Annotated in this window: 15 protein-coding genes and 1 pseudogene; 13 read left to right on the plus strand and 3 right to left on the minus strand. The window is 68.8% G+C overall.

Annotation, left to right across the window (positions count from 1 at the left end):
* From ACTWQD_RS01725 to deoC, 3 genes are read left to right on the plus strand one after another with little or no spacing between them, the layout of a single operon-like run.
* The gene (locus ACTWQD_RS01725) at nucleotides 1-1,491 is read left to right on the plus strand and encodes a sugar ABC transporter ATP-binding protein (protein WP_443194477.1); all 1,491 of its coding nucleotides are present in this window, start codon (nucleotides 1-3) and stop codon (nucleotides 1,489-1,491) included.
* Entirely contained in the window at nucleotides 1,488-3,473 is a 1,986-nt protein-coding gene (locus tag ACTWQD_RS01730; RefSeq protein ID WP_443194478.1) for an ABC transporter permease/substrate-binding protein, read from the plus strand. The genes ACTWQD_RS01725 and ACTWQD_RS01730 overlap by 4 nt, the downstream gene beginning before the upstream one ends.
* A gap of 22 nt (nucleotides 3,474-3,495) precedes the next feature.
* Nucleotides 3,496-4,170, plus strand: a complete 675-nt coding sequence (deoC, locus tag ACTWQD_RS01735; protein WP_443194479.1) for a deoxyribose-phosphate aldolase — start codon at nucleotides 3,496-3,498, stop codon at nucleotides 4,168-4,170.
* A 27-nt stretch (nucleotides 4,171-4,197) separates the two neighbouring features.
* Here the strand turns inward: deoC and ACTWQD_RS01740 are convergent.
* Together ACTWQD_RS01740 and ACTWQD_RS01745 are read right to left on the minus strand one after the other, a co-directional pair.
* Nucleotides 4,198-4,320 (minus strand): annotated as a pseudogene (locus tag ACTWQD_RS01740) (bile acid:sodium symporter family protein); the annotation flags it as partial.
* A 184-nt stretch (nucleotides 4,321-4,504) separates the two neighbouring features.
* A complete protein-coding gene (locus ACTWQD_RS01745) occupies nucleotides 4,505-4,855 on the minus strand; it encodes a MerR family transcriptional regulator (RefSeq protein ID WP_443194899.1) in 351 nt (116 codons plus the stop codon).
* A gap of 209 nt (nucleotides 4,856-5,064) precedes the next feature.
* Between ACTWQD_RS01745 and ACTWQD_RS01750 the strand changes: the two genes are divergently transcribed.
* The 3 genes from ACTWQD_RS01750 (at nucleotide 5,065) to ACTWQD_RS01760 (ending at nucleotide 7,581) form a co-directional block, all read left to right on the plus strand.
* Nucleotides 5,065-6,588 (plus strand): SulP family inorganic anion transporter, encoded by a 1,524-nt coding sequence (locus tag ACTWQD_RS01750; RefSeq protein ID WP_443194480.1) that lies wholly within the window; start codon nucleotides 5,065-5,067, stop codon nucleotides 6,586-6,588.
* A gap of 149 nt (nucleotides 6,589-6,737) precedes the next feature.
* Nucleotides 6,738-7,178: a protein-tyrosine phosphatase family protein gene (locus ACTWQD_RS01755; RefSeq protein ID WP_443194481.1), complete on the plus strand. Its 441-nt coding sequence runs from the start codon at nucleotides 6,738-6,740 to the stop codon at nucleotides 7,176-7,178.
* 118 nt (nucleotides 7,179-7,296) lie between these two features.
* Nucleotides 7,297-7,581, plus strand: coding sequence for a DUF1540 domain-containing protein (locus ACTWQD_RS01760; protein ID WP_443194482.1), 285 nt, complete (start codon nucleotides 7,297-7,299; stop codon nucleotides 7,579-7,581).
* Nucleotides 7,582-7,711: 130 nt separating this feature from the next.
* On the opposite strand, the gene ACTWQD_RS01765 is transcribed toward ACTWQD_RS01760, so the two are convergent.
* Nucleotides 7,712-8,818 carry a GTP pyrophosphokinase gene (locus tag ACTWQD_RS01765; RefSeq protein WP_443194483.1) on the minus strand — a complete coding sequence of 369 codons (1,107 nt, stop codon included), beginning with the start codon at nucleotides 8,816-8,818 and terminating at the stop codon, nucleotides 7,712-7,714.
* 219 nt (nucleotides 8,819-9,037) lie between these two features.
* On the opposite strand from ACTWQD_RS01765, the gene ACTWQD_RS01770 reads away from it, so the two are divergent.
* The 7 genes from ACTWQD_RS01770 (at nucleotide 9,038) to ACTWQD_RS01800 (ending at nucleotide 16,452) form a co-directional block, all read left to right on the plus strand.
* Nucleotides 9,038-9,832 (plus strand): alpha/beta hydrolase, encoded by a 795-nt coding sequence (locus ACTWQD_RS01770; protein ID WP_443194484.1) that lies wholly within the window; start codon nucleotides 9,038-9,040, stop codon nucleotides 9,830-9,832.
* A 42-nt stretch (nucleotides 9,833-9,874) separates the two neighbouring features.
* Complete coding sequence (locus ACTWQD_RS01775) at nucleotides 9,875-11,266, plus strand: TrkH family potassium uptake protein (RefSeq protein ID WP_443194485.1); 1,392 nt, start codon at nucleotides 9,875-9,877, stop codon at nucleotides 11,264-11,266.
* On the plus strand, nucleotides 11,259-11,954 hold the full coding sequence (locus tag ACTWQD_RS01780) for a potassium channel family protein (RefSeq protein WP_443194486.1): 696 nt from the start codon (nucleotides 11,259-11,261) through the stop codon (nucleotides 11,952-11,954). The genes ACTWQD_RS01775 and ACTWQD_RS01780 overlap by 8 nt, the downstream gene beginning before the upstream one ends.
* A gap of 78 nt (nucleotides 11,955-12,032) precedes the next feature.
* A complete protein-coding gene (nhaA, locus tag ACTWQD_RS01785) occupies nucleotides 12,033-13,382 on the plus strand; it encodes a Na+/H+ antiporter NhaA (RefSeq protein WP_443194487.1) in 1,350 nt (449 codons plus the stop codon).
* Nucleotides 13,383-13,482: 100 nt separating this feature from the next.
* Nucleotides 13,483-14,871: an MBL fold metallo-hydrolase gene (locus ACTWQD_RS01790; RefSeq protein WP_443194900.1), complete on the plus strand. Its 1,389-nt coding sequence runs from the start codon at nucleotides 13,483-13,485 to the stop codon at nucleotides 14,869-14,871.
* A gap of 57 nt (nucleotides 14,872-14,928) precedes the next feature.
* Nucleotides 14,929-15,924 (plus strand): carbohydrate kinase family protein, encoded by a 996-nt coding sequence (locus ACTWQD_RS01795; RefSeq protein WP_443194488.1) that lies wholly within the window; start codon nucleotides 14,929-14,931, stop codon nucleotides 15,922-15,924.
* A 9-nt stretch (nucleotides 15,925-15,933) separates the two neighbouring features.
* Nucleotides 15,934-16,452: a YbhB/YbcL family Raf kinase inhibitor-like protein gene (locus tag ACTWQD_RS01800; protein ID WP_443194489.1), complete on the plus strand. Its 519-nt coding sequence runs from the start codon at nucleotides 15,934-15,936 to the stop codon at nucleotides 16,450-16,452.
* Nucleotides 16,453-16,526 lie beyond the last annotated feature (74 nt).

Consider the following 16,526-nt stretch of genomic DNA (forward strand, 5'->3'; position numbering starts at 1 on the left):
ATGGCGGTCACCCTCAGCGGCATCACCAAGTCCTTCGGCCCCAACCGGGTGCTCCGCGGCGTGGACCTCAGCATCGAACCTGGCGAAATCGTGTCCCTCGTGGGCGAAAACGGGGCCGGAAAATCGACCCTGACCCGGATTATCGCCGGGGCCTACCAGCCCGATTCCGGTGAGATCTCCATCGACGGCGAGGCGCGGAAATTCAGCGGCCCGCAGGACGCCATGGGCGCCGGAATCCAGGTCATTTACCAGGAGCTGAAGAACAACCTGTTCCCGCAACTGGACGTCGCCTCGAACATCTTCGCCCACGACGGCACCGGCGAGTTCGGCAAGTTGTTCGTCAACAAGGACAAGATGCACGCCCGCGCCGCCGAGCTGCTGAGCCAGGTGGGGATCGACGTCGACACCCGCCTTCCGGTGGGGAAGCTCAGCTTCGGCCAGCAGCAGCTGGTACAGCTGGCCCGCTGCCTCAACCACTCTGTCAAGCTACTCATCCTCGATGAGCCGACGGCGGCCCTCGACGACCGCGAATCGGAGCTCCTGTTCGCCCAGGTGCGCAAGATCCAGGCGGCCGGGGTTGCCGTCATCTACATCAGCCACCGGCTCCCCGAAGTCTTCGCCCTGTCCGACCGCATCGTTGTGATGCGCGATGGCCGCGTCTCCAAAACCGGAACCGCCGCGGAACTGACCGAAGCCGCCGTCGTGGCCGCCATGGTGGGCGGCGAGGTGGAGAACTTCTACCCCAAGGAACACCACGCCACGGACCGTGTCCGGCTGGACGTCAAGGACCTCGAAGCGGCCGGCGTCAACGGGGTTTCCTTCCAGGTCCGCGCCGGGGAAGTCCTCGGAATCGGCGGCGTGATGGGCAGCGGCAAGGGCGAGGTTCTGCGCGCGCTGTTCGGGCTGGACACCGCGGCCGGCTCCGTCAGTATCGACGGCAAGCCGCTGACGCTGAAGTCGCCCCGGCACGCCATCAGCGCCGGTGTGGCCTACCTGACCCCGGACCGCCAGGCTGAGGGCCTTACCCTGGCGCAGCCCATCGCGCACAACGAATCCCTGGCCACCCTGGCCGCCATCACCCGGAACGGGATTGTGGCACTGAAACGCGAGCGGGACCGGTGCCAGGAGGTCTCCACGCGGCTCAGCGTCAAGTGCAACAGCATCGACGACGCCGTCGGGACCCTCTCCGGCGGCAACCAGCAGAAGGTCCTCCTGGCCCGCTGCCTGCTGAGCAACCCCGCGATCCTGCTGATGGAAGAACCCACACGCGGCGTCGATGTGGGCGCCAAGGCGGAGATCTACTCCATCATCAATGACGTCGCCGCCCAGGGCGTCGCCGTCGTCCTGGTCTCATCAGACCTTCCCGAACTAGTCGAAATGTCGGACCGGGTGCTGGTCATGCGCGGAGGCAGCATCAACGCTGAACTGACCTCCGACGCCCTCACTCAGCAGTCCGTCCTGGAACACGCAATGGAGACCGTATCCCGATGAAAAAAATATCCCTCTTCAGTGACCAGTTGCGTGCGGTGTGGATGCTGGCGTTCGTTGCCATAGCGCTCGTCTTCGCCACGCCCCTGTTCCTGCAGCCGTCCAACATGCTCAACGTCCTGCTCACGGCCGCCGTCGTCGCCCTGATCGCCGCGGGGCAGACGTACGTGATCATCCTCGCCGAGATCGACCTGTCCGTCGGCGCGGTCCTCGGCTTCAGCGCGATCACCACCGCCAGCGTGATCAGCCAGCACGGCGTTGTCGCCGGCCTCGCCGCGGGCCTCGCGGTCGGTGCGCTGGCCGGCCTCATCAACGGCGTGCTGGTCACCAAGGCCAAAATGCCCTCGTTCATCGCCACCCTGGCAACCATGTCCATCTTCGCCGGGCTGACGCTGCAGTTCTCCCAGGGCAACCCCGTGAAGGTGACCAACGAGGCGTTCCTGGCCCTGGGCCAGGGCAACCTGCTGGGCATCCCCACCCCCATCTGGATCATGCTGGTCCTCGGTGTGCTGTTCGGCTACATCCTGGCCCGCACACGGTACGGCCGCGAGCTCTACGCAACGGGCGACAACGCCGACGCCGCCCGGCTCGCCGGCATCAGCACGGACCGCGTCAAGATCCTCGCCTTCATGATCTCCGGTGTCCTCGCCGCCACCGCCGGGTTCATCCTCACCGCACGTCTCGGTACGGCGCAGCCCACCGCTGGAACCGGCCTCGAACTCGCCGCCATCGCCGCCGTGATCATCGGCGGGACCAGCCTCGCCGGCGGCCGCGGTGCGCTGCTGGGCACGCTCGTCGGAGCGGTCCTGCTCGCGATGATCGACAACGGGCTCAACCTGCTCAACGTCTCGCCGTTCCTGCAGAGCGTCGTTAAGGGCGCAGTGATCCTGCTGGCCGTGTTCGTGGACCGCAACTCCGGTGTGCTGATGCGCATCTTCCGCTCCGGAAAGACCACCACGGCCGGCCCGGCGAAGGCGGCCGCAACCGGCGCCCCGGCTCCGTTCCTTCCCAAGGTCGCCATGATCTCCGTGGCGGGCCTCCTGGTGGTCGGCGCCGGCGTCACCACGGCCGTGCGCTCCACGGACGACGGCGGCGCTGGCGCCCAGCAGAAAACGGCCACTCTGGTCATTTCAACGCTCAACAACCCCTTCTTCGTGTCCGTCGGCGACGGCGCCAAGGACCAGGCAGCGAAGCTGGGCGTGACCCTGGACGTGCAGAACGCCAACAACAACGACACCGCCTCGCTGAACCAGGCCACCACGGCGCTGGTGAAGAAGCCCGGCGTGCTGCTGCTCGACCCGACCTCGAGCGAAGCGGGAGGATCGATCACCGTCAAGGCCAACCAGGCGAACGTCCCCGTGGTCGCGTTCGACCGGGTGCCCGACCAGGGCAAACTGGCCGCGTTCATCGGCTACGACGCAGTCCAGGCCGGCAAGAACGGCGCCAAGGCCCTCTGCGAAGCAGTCGGCGGGACCGGCAAGGTGGCCGAACTGCAGGGCCTCCTCGGCACCAGCGTTGCCCGGGACCGGTCCGAAGGGTTCAAGGCCGGAATGAAGGAATGCCCGGGCGTGCAGGTCGTCGCCGTCCAGTCCGCGGACTTCGACCGCGGCAAGGCCCTGGACGTCACCACCAACATCCTCCAGGCCAATCCGGGCATCACCGGGATCTACGGCGCCAACGATGAAATGGCGCTCGGCGCTGTGGCCGCCGTCAAGTCACGGGGCCTGCTGGACACGATCAAGATCGTCGGAAACGACGGAATCGGCGATGCCCTGGCGGCCGTCAAGAGCGGCGAAATGTACGCCACGAACGCCGAATCCCCGTTCGCCCTCGGCCAGGAAGTCGCCAAGATCGGCCATGCCGTGGCCAGCGGCGAGAAGGTCGAAGAGTCCCGGGTGCTGCAGGGCAGGCTCATCACCGGTGCCGGCGTCGAGGAGTTCTGCTCGTACCTGCGCGGCATCGGCGACTCGGCCACCTGCAAGTAGCCCACTACCTCCAAGGAGAATCATGACTGAACTGACTGCGGCCGGCCTGGCCTCCATGGTGGACCACACCTTCCTGCAATCCACGGGAACCCGGGCCGAGGCGGAGCAGGCGGCCGCCGAAGCCGCGCGGCTGGGGGCCTACTCGGTCTGCGTCTCGCCGTCCATGCTGCCGCTGCCGCTGGCGGTCACCGGCACCCGCATCACCGCGGTCTGCGGCTTCCCTTCAGGCAAGCACCACAGCAGCGTCAAGGCTGCCGAGGCCCGGGAGGCAGTGCGCAACGGTGCGGACGAGATCGACATGGTGATCGACGTCGGCGCCGCCCGGGCCGGTGACTACGACGCCGTCGAACGGGACATCAGCGCCGTCCGGGCGGCCGTGCCGGCGCCGACGGTGCTCAAGGTCATCCTCGAGACCGCGGCGCTGACCGATGAGCAGATCGTCCGCTGCTGTACCGCCGCCGAAAGCGGCGGGGCCGACTTCGTCAAGACCTCCACGGGCTTCCACCCTGACGGCGGCGCCACCACCCACGCCGTCGAACTGATGGCACGCACGGTGGCTCCGCGCCTCGGCGTCAAGGCCTCCGGGGGTATCCGGGACTGGGCCGCCGCGCAGGCGATGACCGCGGCGGGCGCCACCCGGCTGGGGCTGTCCGGGACCGCGGACGTCCTGGGCGGCGGCCGCAGCACCGGGTACTGACCCGGACCCCTGCGGGCCGCTTGGCCGTTACCCGTCCCGCAGGGGGCGCCGCGCCAGCCAGGCCGCGACGACGGCGCCGGAGATGTTGTGCCAGAGCGAGAACACGGCGGACGGCAGTGCGGTCTTCGCCTCGGCGGCCAGGGCGGGGTTGGCCGGAACTGTGCCGTTACCGGCCTCCGGGGCGGACTCGGGTGATTTGATTGCCTCAAGCATCCAAAAAATGGTGCCAGTCCGGCCGCCCTCAGGCCAGTTCGTGACCCCTGGCAGGAAATATGTCGTATTTTAGGCCGGCGGCCGGCCTGGTTTCGCCCCAGCGGGCCCTTCGCCGTGGTGCTCAGGCGGTTTGGCCGCGGAGCATGGCGATAAAGTCGTCGGCCTGTGCGAGATTGCGGGCCATTTTGGCGCGCTGGAGCGCCGCCTGTTCCAGGATTTCCGCGAGCCGGCCCCCGCGCTCCGGGGCGCCCGGTTCCTCCGCGAGGAGGCCCAGGATCTCTGCCATTTCCTCGAGCGAGAACCCCAGGGGTTTCATCTGCTTGATGACCATCAGCCGATCGAAATCATCCTCCGAGTACACCCGGAAGCCGCCGTCTGTCCGTGCGCTCGCGGGGAGGAGTCCGACGTCGTCGTAGTGACGGATGGTCCGCAGGGACAGGCCGGTGCGGTCTGCCAGTTCGCCGATGTGCATGGTGCTGGCGCGGGTGGCCTTGGCCGTCACTGGGTCTCCTCTACGTACTCGGGGTTAAACCCTACCATCACGTTAGGGTAGGGTTGAGGGGCAGGGTCGAGCCACATTCGACGTGTTTCCCTTGTCCGCGGGCGCGGCGCTGCGCCCCCCACATTCATTTGCCCCACGAAGCCTGACGTACGTCTTTTCGACCATGAACGGAGCCAGCAATGGCCGCCACCAAAACCGAACTTCCCCCGGTGTTCACCCCTGAACAGCTCCAGTCCGTGCGGGGAACCCTGACGTCGCCGCGGGGGCTCAAGACCGAGGTCCTTGGCGGGCTGGTGGTCGCGCTGGCGCTCATCCCGGAGGCCATCGCCTTCTCGATCATTGCCGGCGTCGACCCGCGGATCGGCCTGTTTGCGTCCTTCACCATGGCGGTCACCATCGCCTTCGTCGGCGGCCGCCCGGCCATGATTTCGGCGGCCACCGGCGCCGTAGCCCTCGTCATCGCCCCGCTGGTGAAGTCCCACGGCCTGGACTACCTGATAGCCGCGGTGATCCTGGCCGGCATCTTCCAGATCATCCTGGGCCTGTCCGGAGTCGCGAAGCTGATGCGGTTCATCCCGCGCTCGGTGATGGTGGGCTTCGTCAACGCGCTCGCGATCCTGATCTTTATGTCCCAGGTCCCTGAGCTGCTGGGCGTCCCGTGGCTGGTCTACCCGCTCACCGCCGTCGGGCTCCTGATCGTCTTCGGCCTGCCGAAGCTCACCAGGGCCGTCCCCGCCCCGCTCGTCGCGATCGTGGTCCTCACCCTCATCACCGTCTTCGCTGCCGTTGCGGTCCCGACGGTGGGGGACAAGGGCGCCCTGCCGGACTCGCTGCCCACCCTGTTCGTCCCGAACGTCCCCTTCAGCCTCGAAACCCTGCAAATCATCTTCCCGTTCGCCCTGGCCATGGCGTTCGTGGGACTGCTGGAATCCCTCATGACCGCCAAACTCGTGGATGACATCACGGACACCCGCTCGCCCAAGACCCGCGAGGCCTGGGGCCAGGGCGTGGCGAACATTGTCACCGGATTCACCGGCGGCATGGGCGGCTGCGCGATGATCGGCCAGACCATGATCAACGTCAAGGCCTCCGGCGCGCGCACCCGGATCTCCACTTTCCTGGCCGGTGTATTCCTTCTCATCCTGGTGGTGGTCCTGGGCGACATCGTCTCGCTCATCCCGATGGCCGCCCTGGTGGCCGTCATGATCTTTGTTTCCGTGGCCACGTTCGACTGGCACAGCATCCGCCCGTCAACCCTGCGGGCGCTGCCTAAGAGTGAAACCCTCGTGATGGTTTCCACCGTGATCGTCACCGTCGCCACGCACAACCTGGCGATCGGCGTCGGGGTCGGCGTCCTGGTGGCGATGGTCCTGTTCGCCCGGCGCGTGGCGCACTTCGTCACCGTCGACCGCACCGTGGCAGAGGTCGACGGCGTCCCCGTCGCCACATACAAGGTGGACGGCGAGCTCTTCTTCGCCTCCTCGAACGACCTCTACACCCAGTTCGACTACGCCCTGGACCCGGAGCGCGTGGTCATCGACATGCACGACAGCCACCTCTGGGACGCCTCCACCATCGCCTCGCTCGATGCCATCACCGAAAAGTACCGGCACCACGGCAAGGACGTGACGATCACCGGGCTCAACGATGCCAGCGTCCTCATGCGCGAACGGCTCGCCGGAAAGCTCGACGCCGGCCACTAGGCTGCGCTCCCGCCCGGTTACTTCAGCCCGGACCCGGAAAACCACTGCGCGGCGCCCGCCTTACCAGCGATTTCCGGGTGCGGCAGGGGAGTAACCGGGCAGGAACGCGGACGGTGCGGGTTGCCGGCGGAAGGACTACGCTCGTGACCATGACCCAGACTTGGGATCCAGGCCAGCCGGGAGTCCTGGAACTCCCGTCCGGGCGGCTCATCCGGGGCCGCGGACTGCTCAGGCCGGTTCCGGCCGGCCCGCGGCCCGAGTTTGGCCTGTACCTGCTGGGAAGCCGCCCGGCGCCGGTGGCGTGGGACTCGCGGTGGGTCCGCTGGCGGGACCTGCGCCTGCCGGCCGACGACGCCGACGCACTGGACGCCCTGATGGAGGCCTGGCGCCGGTCCGAGACCGAGCGGGTCGAAGTGGCCTGCTGGGGCGGCCGCGGCCGGACCGGCACCGCCCTGGCCTGCCTTGCCGTCCTCGACGGCGTTCCGCCCGCGGAGGCCGTCGAGTTTGTCCGCGCACGGTACCGCCGGGGCGCCGTCGAAACCCCCTGGCAGCGCAAATACGTGGCACGGTTCCGGAACCCCGAGGCATAGCGGACCGCCGGCCGGTATTAGGGCACAGTATTGGGTCTTTTTGTTTGCCGGGGACGGGCCTACCGTGGACGGACGGAGCCGCCCGGCCCGGGCGGCCGGATTCCCCGGAGGAATACCCATGACGACGCACGTAGCCGACTGCAGCGTGACCAACTGCTCGTTTAATGACCACTCGAACTGCAACGCCGCGGCCATCACCGTCGGCGGCGCCGAAGACCACGCCTCCTGCGCCACCTTCATCGACATCGGCGTGCACGGCGGGCTACCCAAGGTACTGGCCGACGTCGGCGCCTGCCAGCGGACTGAATGCGCGCACAACGACCACCTGATGTGCAAGGCCACCGAGGTACATGTGGGCCCGGGCGTCGACAACGCCGACTGCCTCACGTACGCCCACAGGTAAGCCCCCGCACCCCAGGACCATGGAACCGGCGCCGGCGTTTCGCCACCTTTGACGCCGGCACCCGGCGTGGCGTGCCGAACCGCCGGTGAGTACCGGCGTCGGCGTTGCAAAGGCGGGGAGAACCAGCGCGCTACCCCTGGGTGAGGCGGTAGCGCTCAATCTGCTTGAGGCGGCGCAGGAGGCTGTCGCGCCGCGGGTGGGGGACGGCGTCGGCCGGTTCCGCGGTGAGGTCGATGTGTTTGGTGCCGTACTGCCACAGCAGCAGGTCATCGAGGAGCCGGTCCGGGCCGGGGGAGTAGCGGTGGTCCAGCGCGCGGCGGACCTCGGTGATTTGGTTGGCGCTGAGCAGCCCGGCCAGCTGCACGGTCTGGTTCAGGCCGTGGGCCGCCATCAGTTCCGCGGCCCAGCCCCAGTCGTCGTCGACCTTCCGGTCCACGTGCGGCAGGAGGGTGCGCCAGACGTCGCGGATCCGGTTGGGGGTGAGCTGCGCGGCGCCTTCGCCGTCCATGTCCCAGTAGCTGCGGACCTCCTCGTAGCGCTCATTGAGGTCAGCGAACGCCCCCTCCACCGTTTCCAGCATGGCGGCCGTGGCCGTGAACTGGCGGTCAAAATGCGGGGTCCAGGCACGCGGATCCTCGGCCTTGAAGCGGATGTCGTGCTCGATCTCGCTCCAGGCGTGCGCGAACACGGTGCGGATCTGGCATTCGAAGAAGTAGCTGCCGTTCGGCGGAACGTCCGGATTGAAGACCTGCTGGTACTCCTTGACGGTCTCGTTCTGGATGGTCCGCAGGATCAGATGGCGGCTGGAATAGCCGTACGTGCCGGACTCGATGGAACCGATGTCCTTTTCGCGGTCGCCGCGGCAGTCGAACAGCTGGCGCTGGCGCTTGATCAGGTTGGCCGCCACCGCGTTCTCCGCCGGCAGCTTCGTGATGACGCGGACGCCCACCATGTCGTTCAGGGTCCGGAACGGATCCGGGAACTTCAGCACCGGCGGACCGCCCGGCTCCAGCGGCTTCTCCGTCCGGGAGATCTTCTCGCGGAAGGATTCGACCGTCTTGGTCCGTCCGGTGACGAACAGCGGGGTCACCTCGGTTCCCTTGAGCATGCTCCGCAGCGTCAGCAGCACCTCGCGGGTGACCAACTTCAGGGCAGGGCGCACCCGTTCGTACAGTTCCACGTTCTCCTGCACGGATTCGCGCAGGCCCACGTCCAGCCGGTCCCAGTTGCTCGCCATGCGTCCAGCTTACGGCGGAGGTACGACGGCGGCGGGGCGGACACCCGCGCGGTGCACCCACCGCGCATGGCCCGGCGCCGCCTTGCGTCCCGCCGCGCGGCGCTCAGGTAGGCTCGCCACATGGCTGATGTGCGGCGTCGGGCTCTTATCGCGGCCGCAGCGACGGTGAGTTTGGGGGCGATCACCGCCGCCTGTTCACCGGGCCCCAAGGAGGACAGTGTGAAGCGACAAAAGTACAGTTACGGCGATGACTCCAGCCAGTGGGGGGAGCTCTTCCTGCCGGACACCGCCGTCACCAAAGGCGTGGTGGTGGTCATCCACGGCGGGTACTGGCGCTCGCAGTACGGTGCGGAGCTCGGCGAGCCGCTGGCCAAGGACCTCGCGGCGCACGGCATGGCCGCGTGGAACCTGGAATACCGCCGCGCCGGCAACGGAGGGGGCTGGCCCAACACCTTCTCGGACGTCCTCGCCGGCATCGACAAGCTGGCGGACATCGCCGGTGACCACGGCCTCGCGCTCGACCGCGTGGTGGCGCTGGGGCACTCAGCCGGCGGGCACCTCGCGGTCTGGGCGGCGGGCCGGAGGCGGCTGTACCTGCTGGGTGCCCCCGACGCCGACCGCCAGCTGGTGCGCAAGGACGAGGCCGGCGCGGTGCACCTGACCGGGGTTGTCAGCCAGTCCGGGGTGCTCAACCTCGCGGAGGCCGAGCGGCTGAATCTCAGCAACGGCGCAGTCAGCAACCTGCTGGGCGGCTCCTCCGATAGATACCCCAAACGGCATAAATACGCGGATCCGATGAGCGCGATGCCGCTGCAGATCCCGATCTATGCCGTCCACGGCACGGACGACGACACCGTCCCGCTGAGCCAGTCGGACTCCTACGCGGCGGCCGCCAAAGCTGTGGGGGACCCGGTCCAGCTGCTTCGGGTCCCGGGCGACCATTTCGCCCTCATCGACCCGAAGGCGCCCGCCTACCGGAAATGCCGCGAACTGGTGCAACTCCTGCTCGGCTGATCCGGCCCGCCGCGGCCGCCGCCCGGTGGTAGCGTGAGCCCTATGCACGTCGAAGTTCCCGCGGTTCCGCGCGCCCTGGCTGCGGGCTTCACCCGGTTCACGCACGCGTTCGCGCCCCGGCACCCGGCCCAGGTGATCGTCCTGGGCTTTGCTGCCGCGGTTGCGGCCGGCACCGGGCTGCTGCTGCTCCCCGCGGCGAAAGCCGGCGGGGGCGGGGCCAGCCTGCTGGAGGCGCTGTTCACCGCCACGTCCGCCGTCTGCGTGACAGGCCTCATCACGGTGGACACCCCCGTGTTCTGGAGCGGTTTCGGCCAGGTGGTCATCCTGGTCCTGATCCAGATCGGCGGGTTCGGCGTGATGTCCTTCGGCACGCTGCTGGGGGTACTGACCGCCCGCCGGCTGGGCCTGAAATCCCGGATCTCCGCCGCCGCCGAGACCAAAAGCAGCGGCTTCGGCGACGTCCGCCGCGTGCTGGTCGGCGTCCTGCTCATCAGCGCGGCCGTGGAAGCGGCCCTGGCTCTGATCCTCACCCTCCGCTTCATGGCCGGCTACGGTTATCCGCTGGGAGAGGCGGTGTGGCACGGGGTGTTCCATTCCGTCTCGTCCTTCAACAACGCCGGCTTCGCCCTGTATTCGGACAACCTGATGGGCTTCGTCGGGGATCCGTGGATCTGCCTGCCGATCGCCGCCGCCGTCATCATCGGCGGGCTCGGGTTCCCGGTCCTGTTCGAACTGGGCCGGCAGTACCGCCGCCCCATCCACTGGAGCATGCACACGAAGCTTGTCCTCGTCGGCTCGGGCACCCTCCTGGCCGGCGGAACCGTATTCCTCACCGCCGTCGAATGGGCCAACCCGGCCACCTTGGGGGGCCTCCACCCGGCCGAACGCCTGCTGGCCGGGTTCTTCCAGTCCGTCATCACCCGCACCGCGGGCTTCAACAGCATCGACATCGCGCAGATGCACCCGGTGTCGTGGCTCGGCATGGACATCCTGATGTTCATCGGCGGCGGCCCGGCCGGCACCGCCGGCGGCCTGAAGATCACCACCTTCGCCGTGCTGTTCTTCATCCTCAGCACCGAGCTGCGGGGCGGAACGGCCGTGAACGTCTTCGGCAAACGCCTGTCCCGCGCGGTGCACCGCCAGGCCATCACGGTGGTGCTCCTGGCGATCGCCCTGGTCACCGGCGCCACGATGTTCCTGATGCTGATCACCGATTTCGGGCAGGAACGGATCCTGTTCGAGGTGATCTCCGCCTTCGCCACGGTGGGGCTGTCCACCGGCATCACCGCCGCGATCCCTCCCGCCGGTCAGCTGGTGCTGATCCTGCTGATGTTCGTCGGAAGGCTGGGTCCGGTCACACTGGGCGCGGCCCTCGCGCTGCGCGAACGGCCCCTGCTGTACGAGTACCCCAAGGAAAGGCCCCTCATTGGCTAGGAATATCTTCTCGTCCCACTCCGCCGCCGGCGTTGACAAGGCCTCCTCGGTCGTGGTGATCGGCCTGGGCCGCTTCGGCGGCTCCCTGGCCCTGGAACTGGAGGCGCAGGGCACCGAGGTGCTCGGCATCGACGCCAGCGAGGACATCGTCCAGTCCTACAACGGCAGGCTCACCCACGTGGTGCGGGCCGACTCCACGAAGGAAGAGGCGCTCCGCCAGCTCTCTGTCCATGAGTTTGACCGCGCCGTGGTGGGGATCGGCTCGGACATCGAAGCCAGCATCCTGACGACGTCCCGGCTGCTGAAGTTCCAGCGTCCCCAGATCTGGGCTAAGGCCATCAGCGAACCGCACGCGGAGATCCTGGGCCAGCTCGGCGTCGAGCACGTTATCCGGCCCGAACACGACATGGGCAGGCGCGTTGCGCACCTGGTCCTGGGCTCAATCCTTGATTACGTGGAGTTCGAGGACGATTTTGTCATGATCCGCACCAGCCCGCCCGCCGCCGCCCGCGACCGGCCGCTCGGCGTGCTGGGGCTCCGGGACAAGTTCGGCATCACTATCGTGGCCGTCAAACGGCCCGGCGGCGTCTGGGGCCACACGACGGCCCAGACGGTTCTCTACGACGACGACCAGATCATCGTCCAGGGCAGCAAAACCAAGGCCGAGCGGTTCAGCACCATGGCATAACCCACTAGACTGGAGGGCAGGTGCGCCGGGAAGTCTGGTCGGCATGGATCTGTCGACCCAACTTTTAGGACTTCCCGTATGAGCCCCACACAACCCCCCGCCAAGCCCCGGCTGACCATCTTCAGCCGCGGCAGCTACGCCGAGTCGCTGCGGATCGGTGAGATCCTTCGCAAAGAAACCGTCGGCGGCGCCCTCCTGGTGGCCGCCGCGGTGATCGCCCTGATCTGGGCCAACTCACCGGCCTCCGAGAGCTACTTCGCGCTGCGCGACTTCAAGTTCGGCTACGAACCCTGGCACCTGGAACTGAGCCTCGGTGCCTGGGCGGCCGACGGGCTGCTGGCAATCTTCTTCTTCCTGGTGGGCCTCGAACTCAAACGAGAATTCGTCGCCGGGGACCTGCGGCAGCTGAACAAGTCCATCGTTCCGGTCGCCGCGGCCGCCGGCGGCGTCATCGTCCCGGCCGTGATCTACACCGTCGTCAACCTCACCAGCCCGGAGACCCTGCGCGGCTGGGCGATCCCCACCGCCACAGACATCGCCTTCGCCGTGGCCGTGCTCGCCATCATCGGCTCCCACCTGCCCAGCGCCCTGCGGATCTTCCTCCTCACCCTGGCCGTGGTGGACGACCTGATCGCCATCACCATCATCGCCGTCTTCTACACCAGCGACCTCCAGGTCGCCCCGCTGCTGCTGGCCCTGATTCCACTGGCCCTTTACGCCTTCCTGGCGCACCGGTACCGCCGCTTCTTCGGGATGAAGGCGGCAGCGGCCTGGTTCATCCTGCTCCCCATCGGCGCGGTCACCTGGGCCCTGGTCCACGCCTCCGGCATCCACGCCACCGTGGCAGGCGTCCTCCTTGGCTTCGCCGTCCCGGTGCTGCGCTCCCAGGCCAGCGGCGGCCCGGAGGCCGGCCCGGGCCTCGCGGAAATCTTCGAGCACCGGTTCCGGCCCATCTCCGCCGGCGTTGCCGTCCCGATCTTCGCGTTCTTTTCCGCCGGCGTGGCGGTAGGTGGCTGGGACGGACTGGTGTCGGCGCTGACCGACCCGGTGGCCGTGGGCATCATCCTGGCGCTGGTCCTCGGCAAGCCGATCGGCATCATGGGCACCACCTGGCTGCTCACCAAGCTCTCCAAGGCGCGGCTGGACACCAGCTTCAAGTGGATCGACGTCTTCGGGGTGTCCCTGCTGGCCGGCATCGGCTTCACCGTCTCGCTTCTGGTTGCCGAGCTGAGCTTCGGCCACGGCAGCATTCATGATGACCATGCCAAGGTGGGCATCCTGACGGCCTCCGTACTGGCGGCCCTGCTGGCGACGCTGGTGCTGAAGACCAGGAACCGGCAGTACCGGAAGGTTGAGGAGGCGGAGACCGTCGACGCCGACATGGACGGGATCCCGGACGTCTACCAGCAGGACGGCCCCTCCCGGTAGCAGGAGGTCTTGCGCTCATACCCCAGGGGGTTTGATCATGGAGAGTGCGCGGCCGGACGGCCCTGCCGCGAGCCGTGCCCACCCCAGCCAGGAGCGCATCATGGACGTCGTTGTCATTGAAACCGACCAACTCGGGGACCGCAGCTACCTTGTCCATGACGGCACCGTGGCGCTGGTCATCGACCCGCAGCGGGACACCGACCGGGTGGAGGCGGCGGCCCGCGACGCCGGGGTGACCATCACGCATGTGGCCGAGACCCACATCCACAACGACTACCTCACCGGCGGGCTCGAGCTCGCGCGGACGCACGGGGCCAGCTACCTGGTGAACGCGGCCGACCCGGTCAAGTTCGAGCGGCAGCCGATCTCGGACGGGGAAACCGTCCGGGTCGGTGCGCTGACGGTCAAAGCCGTCGCCACCCCCGGCCACACCCACACCCACCTGTCCTTCATCGTGGACGACGGCGGGCAGCAGGCCGTGTTCTCCGGCGGAAGCCTGCTCTACGGCTCGGTGGGCCGCACGGACCTCGTCGGCGCCGGGGACACGCTTGGCCTGACCCATGACCAGTACTCCTCGGTGCGCCGGCTCGCCGGGGAGGCCGAGCCCGGCGCCGCCCTGTTCCCGACCCACGGGTTCGGCTCGTTCTGCTCCTCCGGGCCGGCCAGCGGTGCCGGGTCCTCCACGATCGGGGAACAGCTGGCCAGCAACCACGCCCTGACGGACCCGGACGAGGACCACTTCGTCCGGGAGCTGATCGCCAACCTCACGGCCTACCCCTCCTACTACGCCCATATGGGCGTCACCAACGCGGCCGGTCCCGGCCCGGCGGACCTGGCCGTGCCGGAATCCCTGGATGCCGACGAACTCGTGCGCCGGCTTGAAGCGGGCGAGTGGGTGGTGGACCTGCGCCGCCGCGTGGCCTTCGCCAGCAGCCACCTCCGGGGCAGCGCCAGCTTCGAATACGGCACCAACTTCAGCACGTACCTGGGCTGGATCCTGCCCTGGGGCGAGCAGCTGACCCTGGTGGGAACCCGCGACGACGTCGAACGCGCCATCCGGGATCTTTCCCGCATCGGCATCGACGCCCCGGACGCCGCCCTCGGCACGGACCCGCACTCCCTGGCGCCCCGGGCCGCCCTTGCCTCCTACCCCCGGGTGGGCTGGGACGGGGTCATGGCCGGCCGGGATCCGCAGGACACCGTGGTCGATGTGCGGCGCGCCGACGAGTACGCCGCCTCGCGGGTGGCCGGCGCTGTCAATGTGCCGGTCCACGAACTGCTGCACCGCCTGGCCGAACTCCCCGACGGGAAGCTGTGGGTGCACTGCACCTCCGGCTACCGGGCCGGCATCGCGGCGAGCCTGCTGCAGCGCGCAGGACGGGACGTGGTCCACATCGACGCGGAATTCGACGACGCCGGTTCCGCAGGCATCCCGGTGGACAGCATCCCGGTGGACAGCGCCCCGGCCCCGGCGGCGCCACCCGCCTGAACGTCCGCGCACCGAAACACTGCGGCACCTGCCCTGGTTCTCTGGCAGAGTATGGGCATGCTCACAGTTATTGGCGAAGGCCTGGTTGATGTGGTCCAGCGATCCTCCGGCATCCAGGCCCACGTCGGCGGAAGCCCCCTCAACGTCGCCGTGGGACTGGCCCGGCTGGACCATCCGGTGCAGTTCATCGGCCGCTACGGCCGCGACGCCTACGGCGACTCGGTGGCCGCCCACCTGAAGTCCAGTTCCGTGCTGCTCCCGCTGGCCCCGGACGGGCTCCCGACGTCCGTCGCCACCGCCCTGATCGACGACGACGGCGCCGCCAGCTACACGTTCGAGCTCGCCTGGGAGCTTCCCGGACTCGCGGACCGGCTGCCGTTTATGCTGCAGGCGACCACGCTGCTGCACACCGGCTCCATCGCCACCATGCTGGCTCCCGGGGCCGCCGAGGTGCTCTCCGCCGTCGAGCATGCCCATCCTTCGGCGACCATCAGCTTCGACCCCAACTGCAGGCCCAGCATCATCTCCGACGCGGACTACGCCCGCCGGCAGGCGGAAAAGTTCGTGGCGCTCGCGGACGTGGTCAAGGCCTCGGACGAGGACCTCGAGTGGCTCTACCCCGGTGAGGACCCGCTGGATTCGGCCCGGCGCTGGCTGGCCCTCGGCGGCTCGGAAGGCCCCGCCATGGTGGTGGTCACCCGCGGCGCCGAAGGGCCCTGGGGCGTAAATGCCGCCGGCGAGGCGCACGTCCCGGCGCCGTCCGTGAAGGTGGCGGACACCGTGGGCGCGGGGGATTCCTTTATGGCGGCCCTGCTGTCCGGCGTCGTGGACCTGGGCCTCGACGGCGCGCAGAACCGCAAGGATCTGAGGGAACTCTCCGCCGAAAGCCTCCGGGAACTCCTGGACCGTGCCGCCCGGGCCGCCGCCGTCACCGTGTCCCGGGCCGGCGCCAACCCGCCCACCCGGGCGGAACTGAACCGGGTGGACGCGGGCGCGCAGCCGGCCAAAGCAGCGGGCCACGGCGCCGAAGGTGCACACCTCCCCAGCAACTGAAAGGCAGCCATGGCACAGCACCAGCAAGACCCTGCCCCGTCCTTCCGCGTCAGCAGTGAGTCATTCCAGGACGGCCAGACCCTCCCGCCGGCCCAGCGCGGCGCCTCCACCGGTGCCGGCGCCAAGGACGAGTCGCCGCAGCTGAGCTGGAGCGGCGCCCCGGCCGGCACGCAGGGCTACGCCGTCACCATGTTCGACCCCGACGCTCCGGGCCGCGGCGGCTTCTGGCACTGGGCCGTGGTTGACCTCCCCGCAGCCACCACATCCCTGCCGGCCGGGGCAGGCGCGCGCCAGGGCGGGCACCTGCCGTCCGGGGCGTTCCAGCTGAAGAACGACGGCGGCAGCACCGGATACATGGGGGGCGCCCCGCCCCGGGGCCACGGCCCGCACCGGTACATCGTCACGGTCCACGCCCTCGACGTCGCACACTCCGGGCTCGGCGCCGGCGCCCATCCCTCGGCACTGGAGTCGAAGCTCGCCCCGCACACCTTGGCCCGGGCCACCCTGACCGGACTCTACGAGCGCTGAACCCGCCGCCCCCCGAATTCGCCGGAAGCCTGCGGGGTCGACGTAACGTTCCGGCGTCTAGGCACGTTTCCGTC

Origin of the sequence: Pseudarthrobacter sp. 1C304, from assembly GCF_052245515.1 — a bacterium.
Lineage (GTDB): Bacteria > Actinomycetota > Actinomycetes > Actinomycetales > Micrococcaceae > Arthrobacter.

Coding starts and splice junctions, on each gene's coding strand:
- ACTWQD_RS01725 (WP_443194477.1), top strand. CDS start 1: ATGGCGGTCACCCTCAGCGGCATCACCAAGTCCTTCGGCCCCAACCGG.
- ACTWQD_RS01730 (WP_443194478.1), top strand. CDS start 1,488: ATGAAAAAAATATCCCTCTTCAGTGACCAGTTGCGTGCGGTGTGGATG.
- deoC (WP_443194479.1), top strand. CDS start 3,496: ATGACTGAACTGACTGCGGCCGGCCTGGCCTCCATGGTGGACCACACC.
- ACTWQD_RS01745 (WP_443194899.1), bottom strand. CDS start 4,855: ATGCACATCGGCGAACTGGCAGACCGCACCGGCCTGTCCCTGCGGACC.
- ACTWQD_RS01750 (WP_443194480.1), top strand. CDS start 5,065: ATGGCCGCCACCAAAACCGAACTTCCCCCGGTGTTCACCCCTGAACAG.
- ACTWQD_RS01755 (WP_443194481.1), top strand. CDS start 6,738: ATGACCCAGACTTGGGATCCAGGCCAGCCGGGAGTCCTGGAACTCCCG.
- ACTWQD_RS01760 (WP_443194482.1), top strand. CDS start 7,297: ATGACGACGCACGTAGCCGACTGCAGCGTGACCAACTGCTCGTTTAAT.
- ACTWQD_RS01765 (WP_443194483.1), bottom strand. CDS start 8,818: ATGGCGAGCAACTGGGACCGGCTGGACGTGGGCCTGCGCGAATCCGTG.
- ACTWQD_RS01775 (WP_443194485.1), top strand. CDS start 9,875: ATGCACGTCGAAGTTCCCGCGGTTCCGCGCGCCCTGGCTGCGGGCTTC.
- nhaA (WP_443194487.1), top strand. CDS start 12,033: ATGAGCCCCACACAACCCCCCGCCAAGCCCCGGCTGACCATCTTCAGC.
- ACTWQD_RS01790 (WP_443194900.1), top strand. CDS start 13,483: ATGGACGTCGTTGTCATTGAAACCGACCAACTCGGGGACCGCAGCTAC.
- ACTWQD_RS01795 (WP_443194488.1), top strand. CDS start 14,929: ATGCTCACAGTTATTGGCGAAGGCCTGGTTGATGTGGTCCAGCGATCC.
- ACTWQD_RS01800 (WP_443194489.1), top strand. CDS start 15,934: ATGGCACAGCACCAGCAAGACCCTGCCCCGTCCTTCCGCGTCAGCAGT.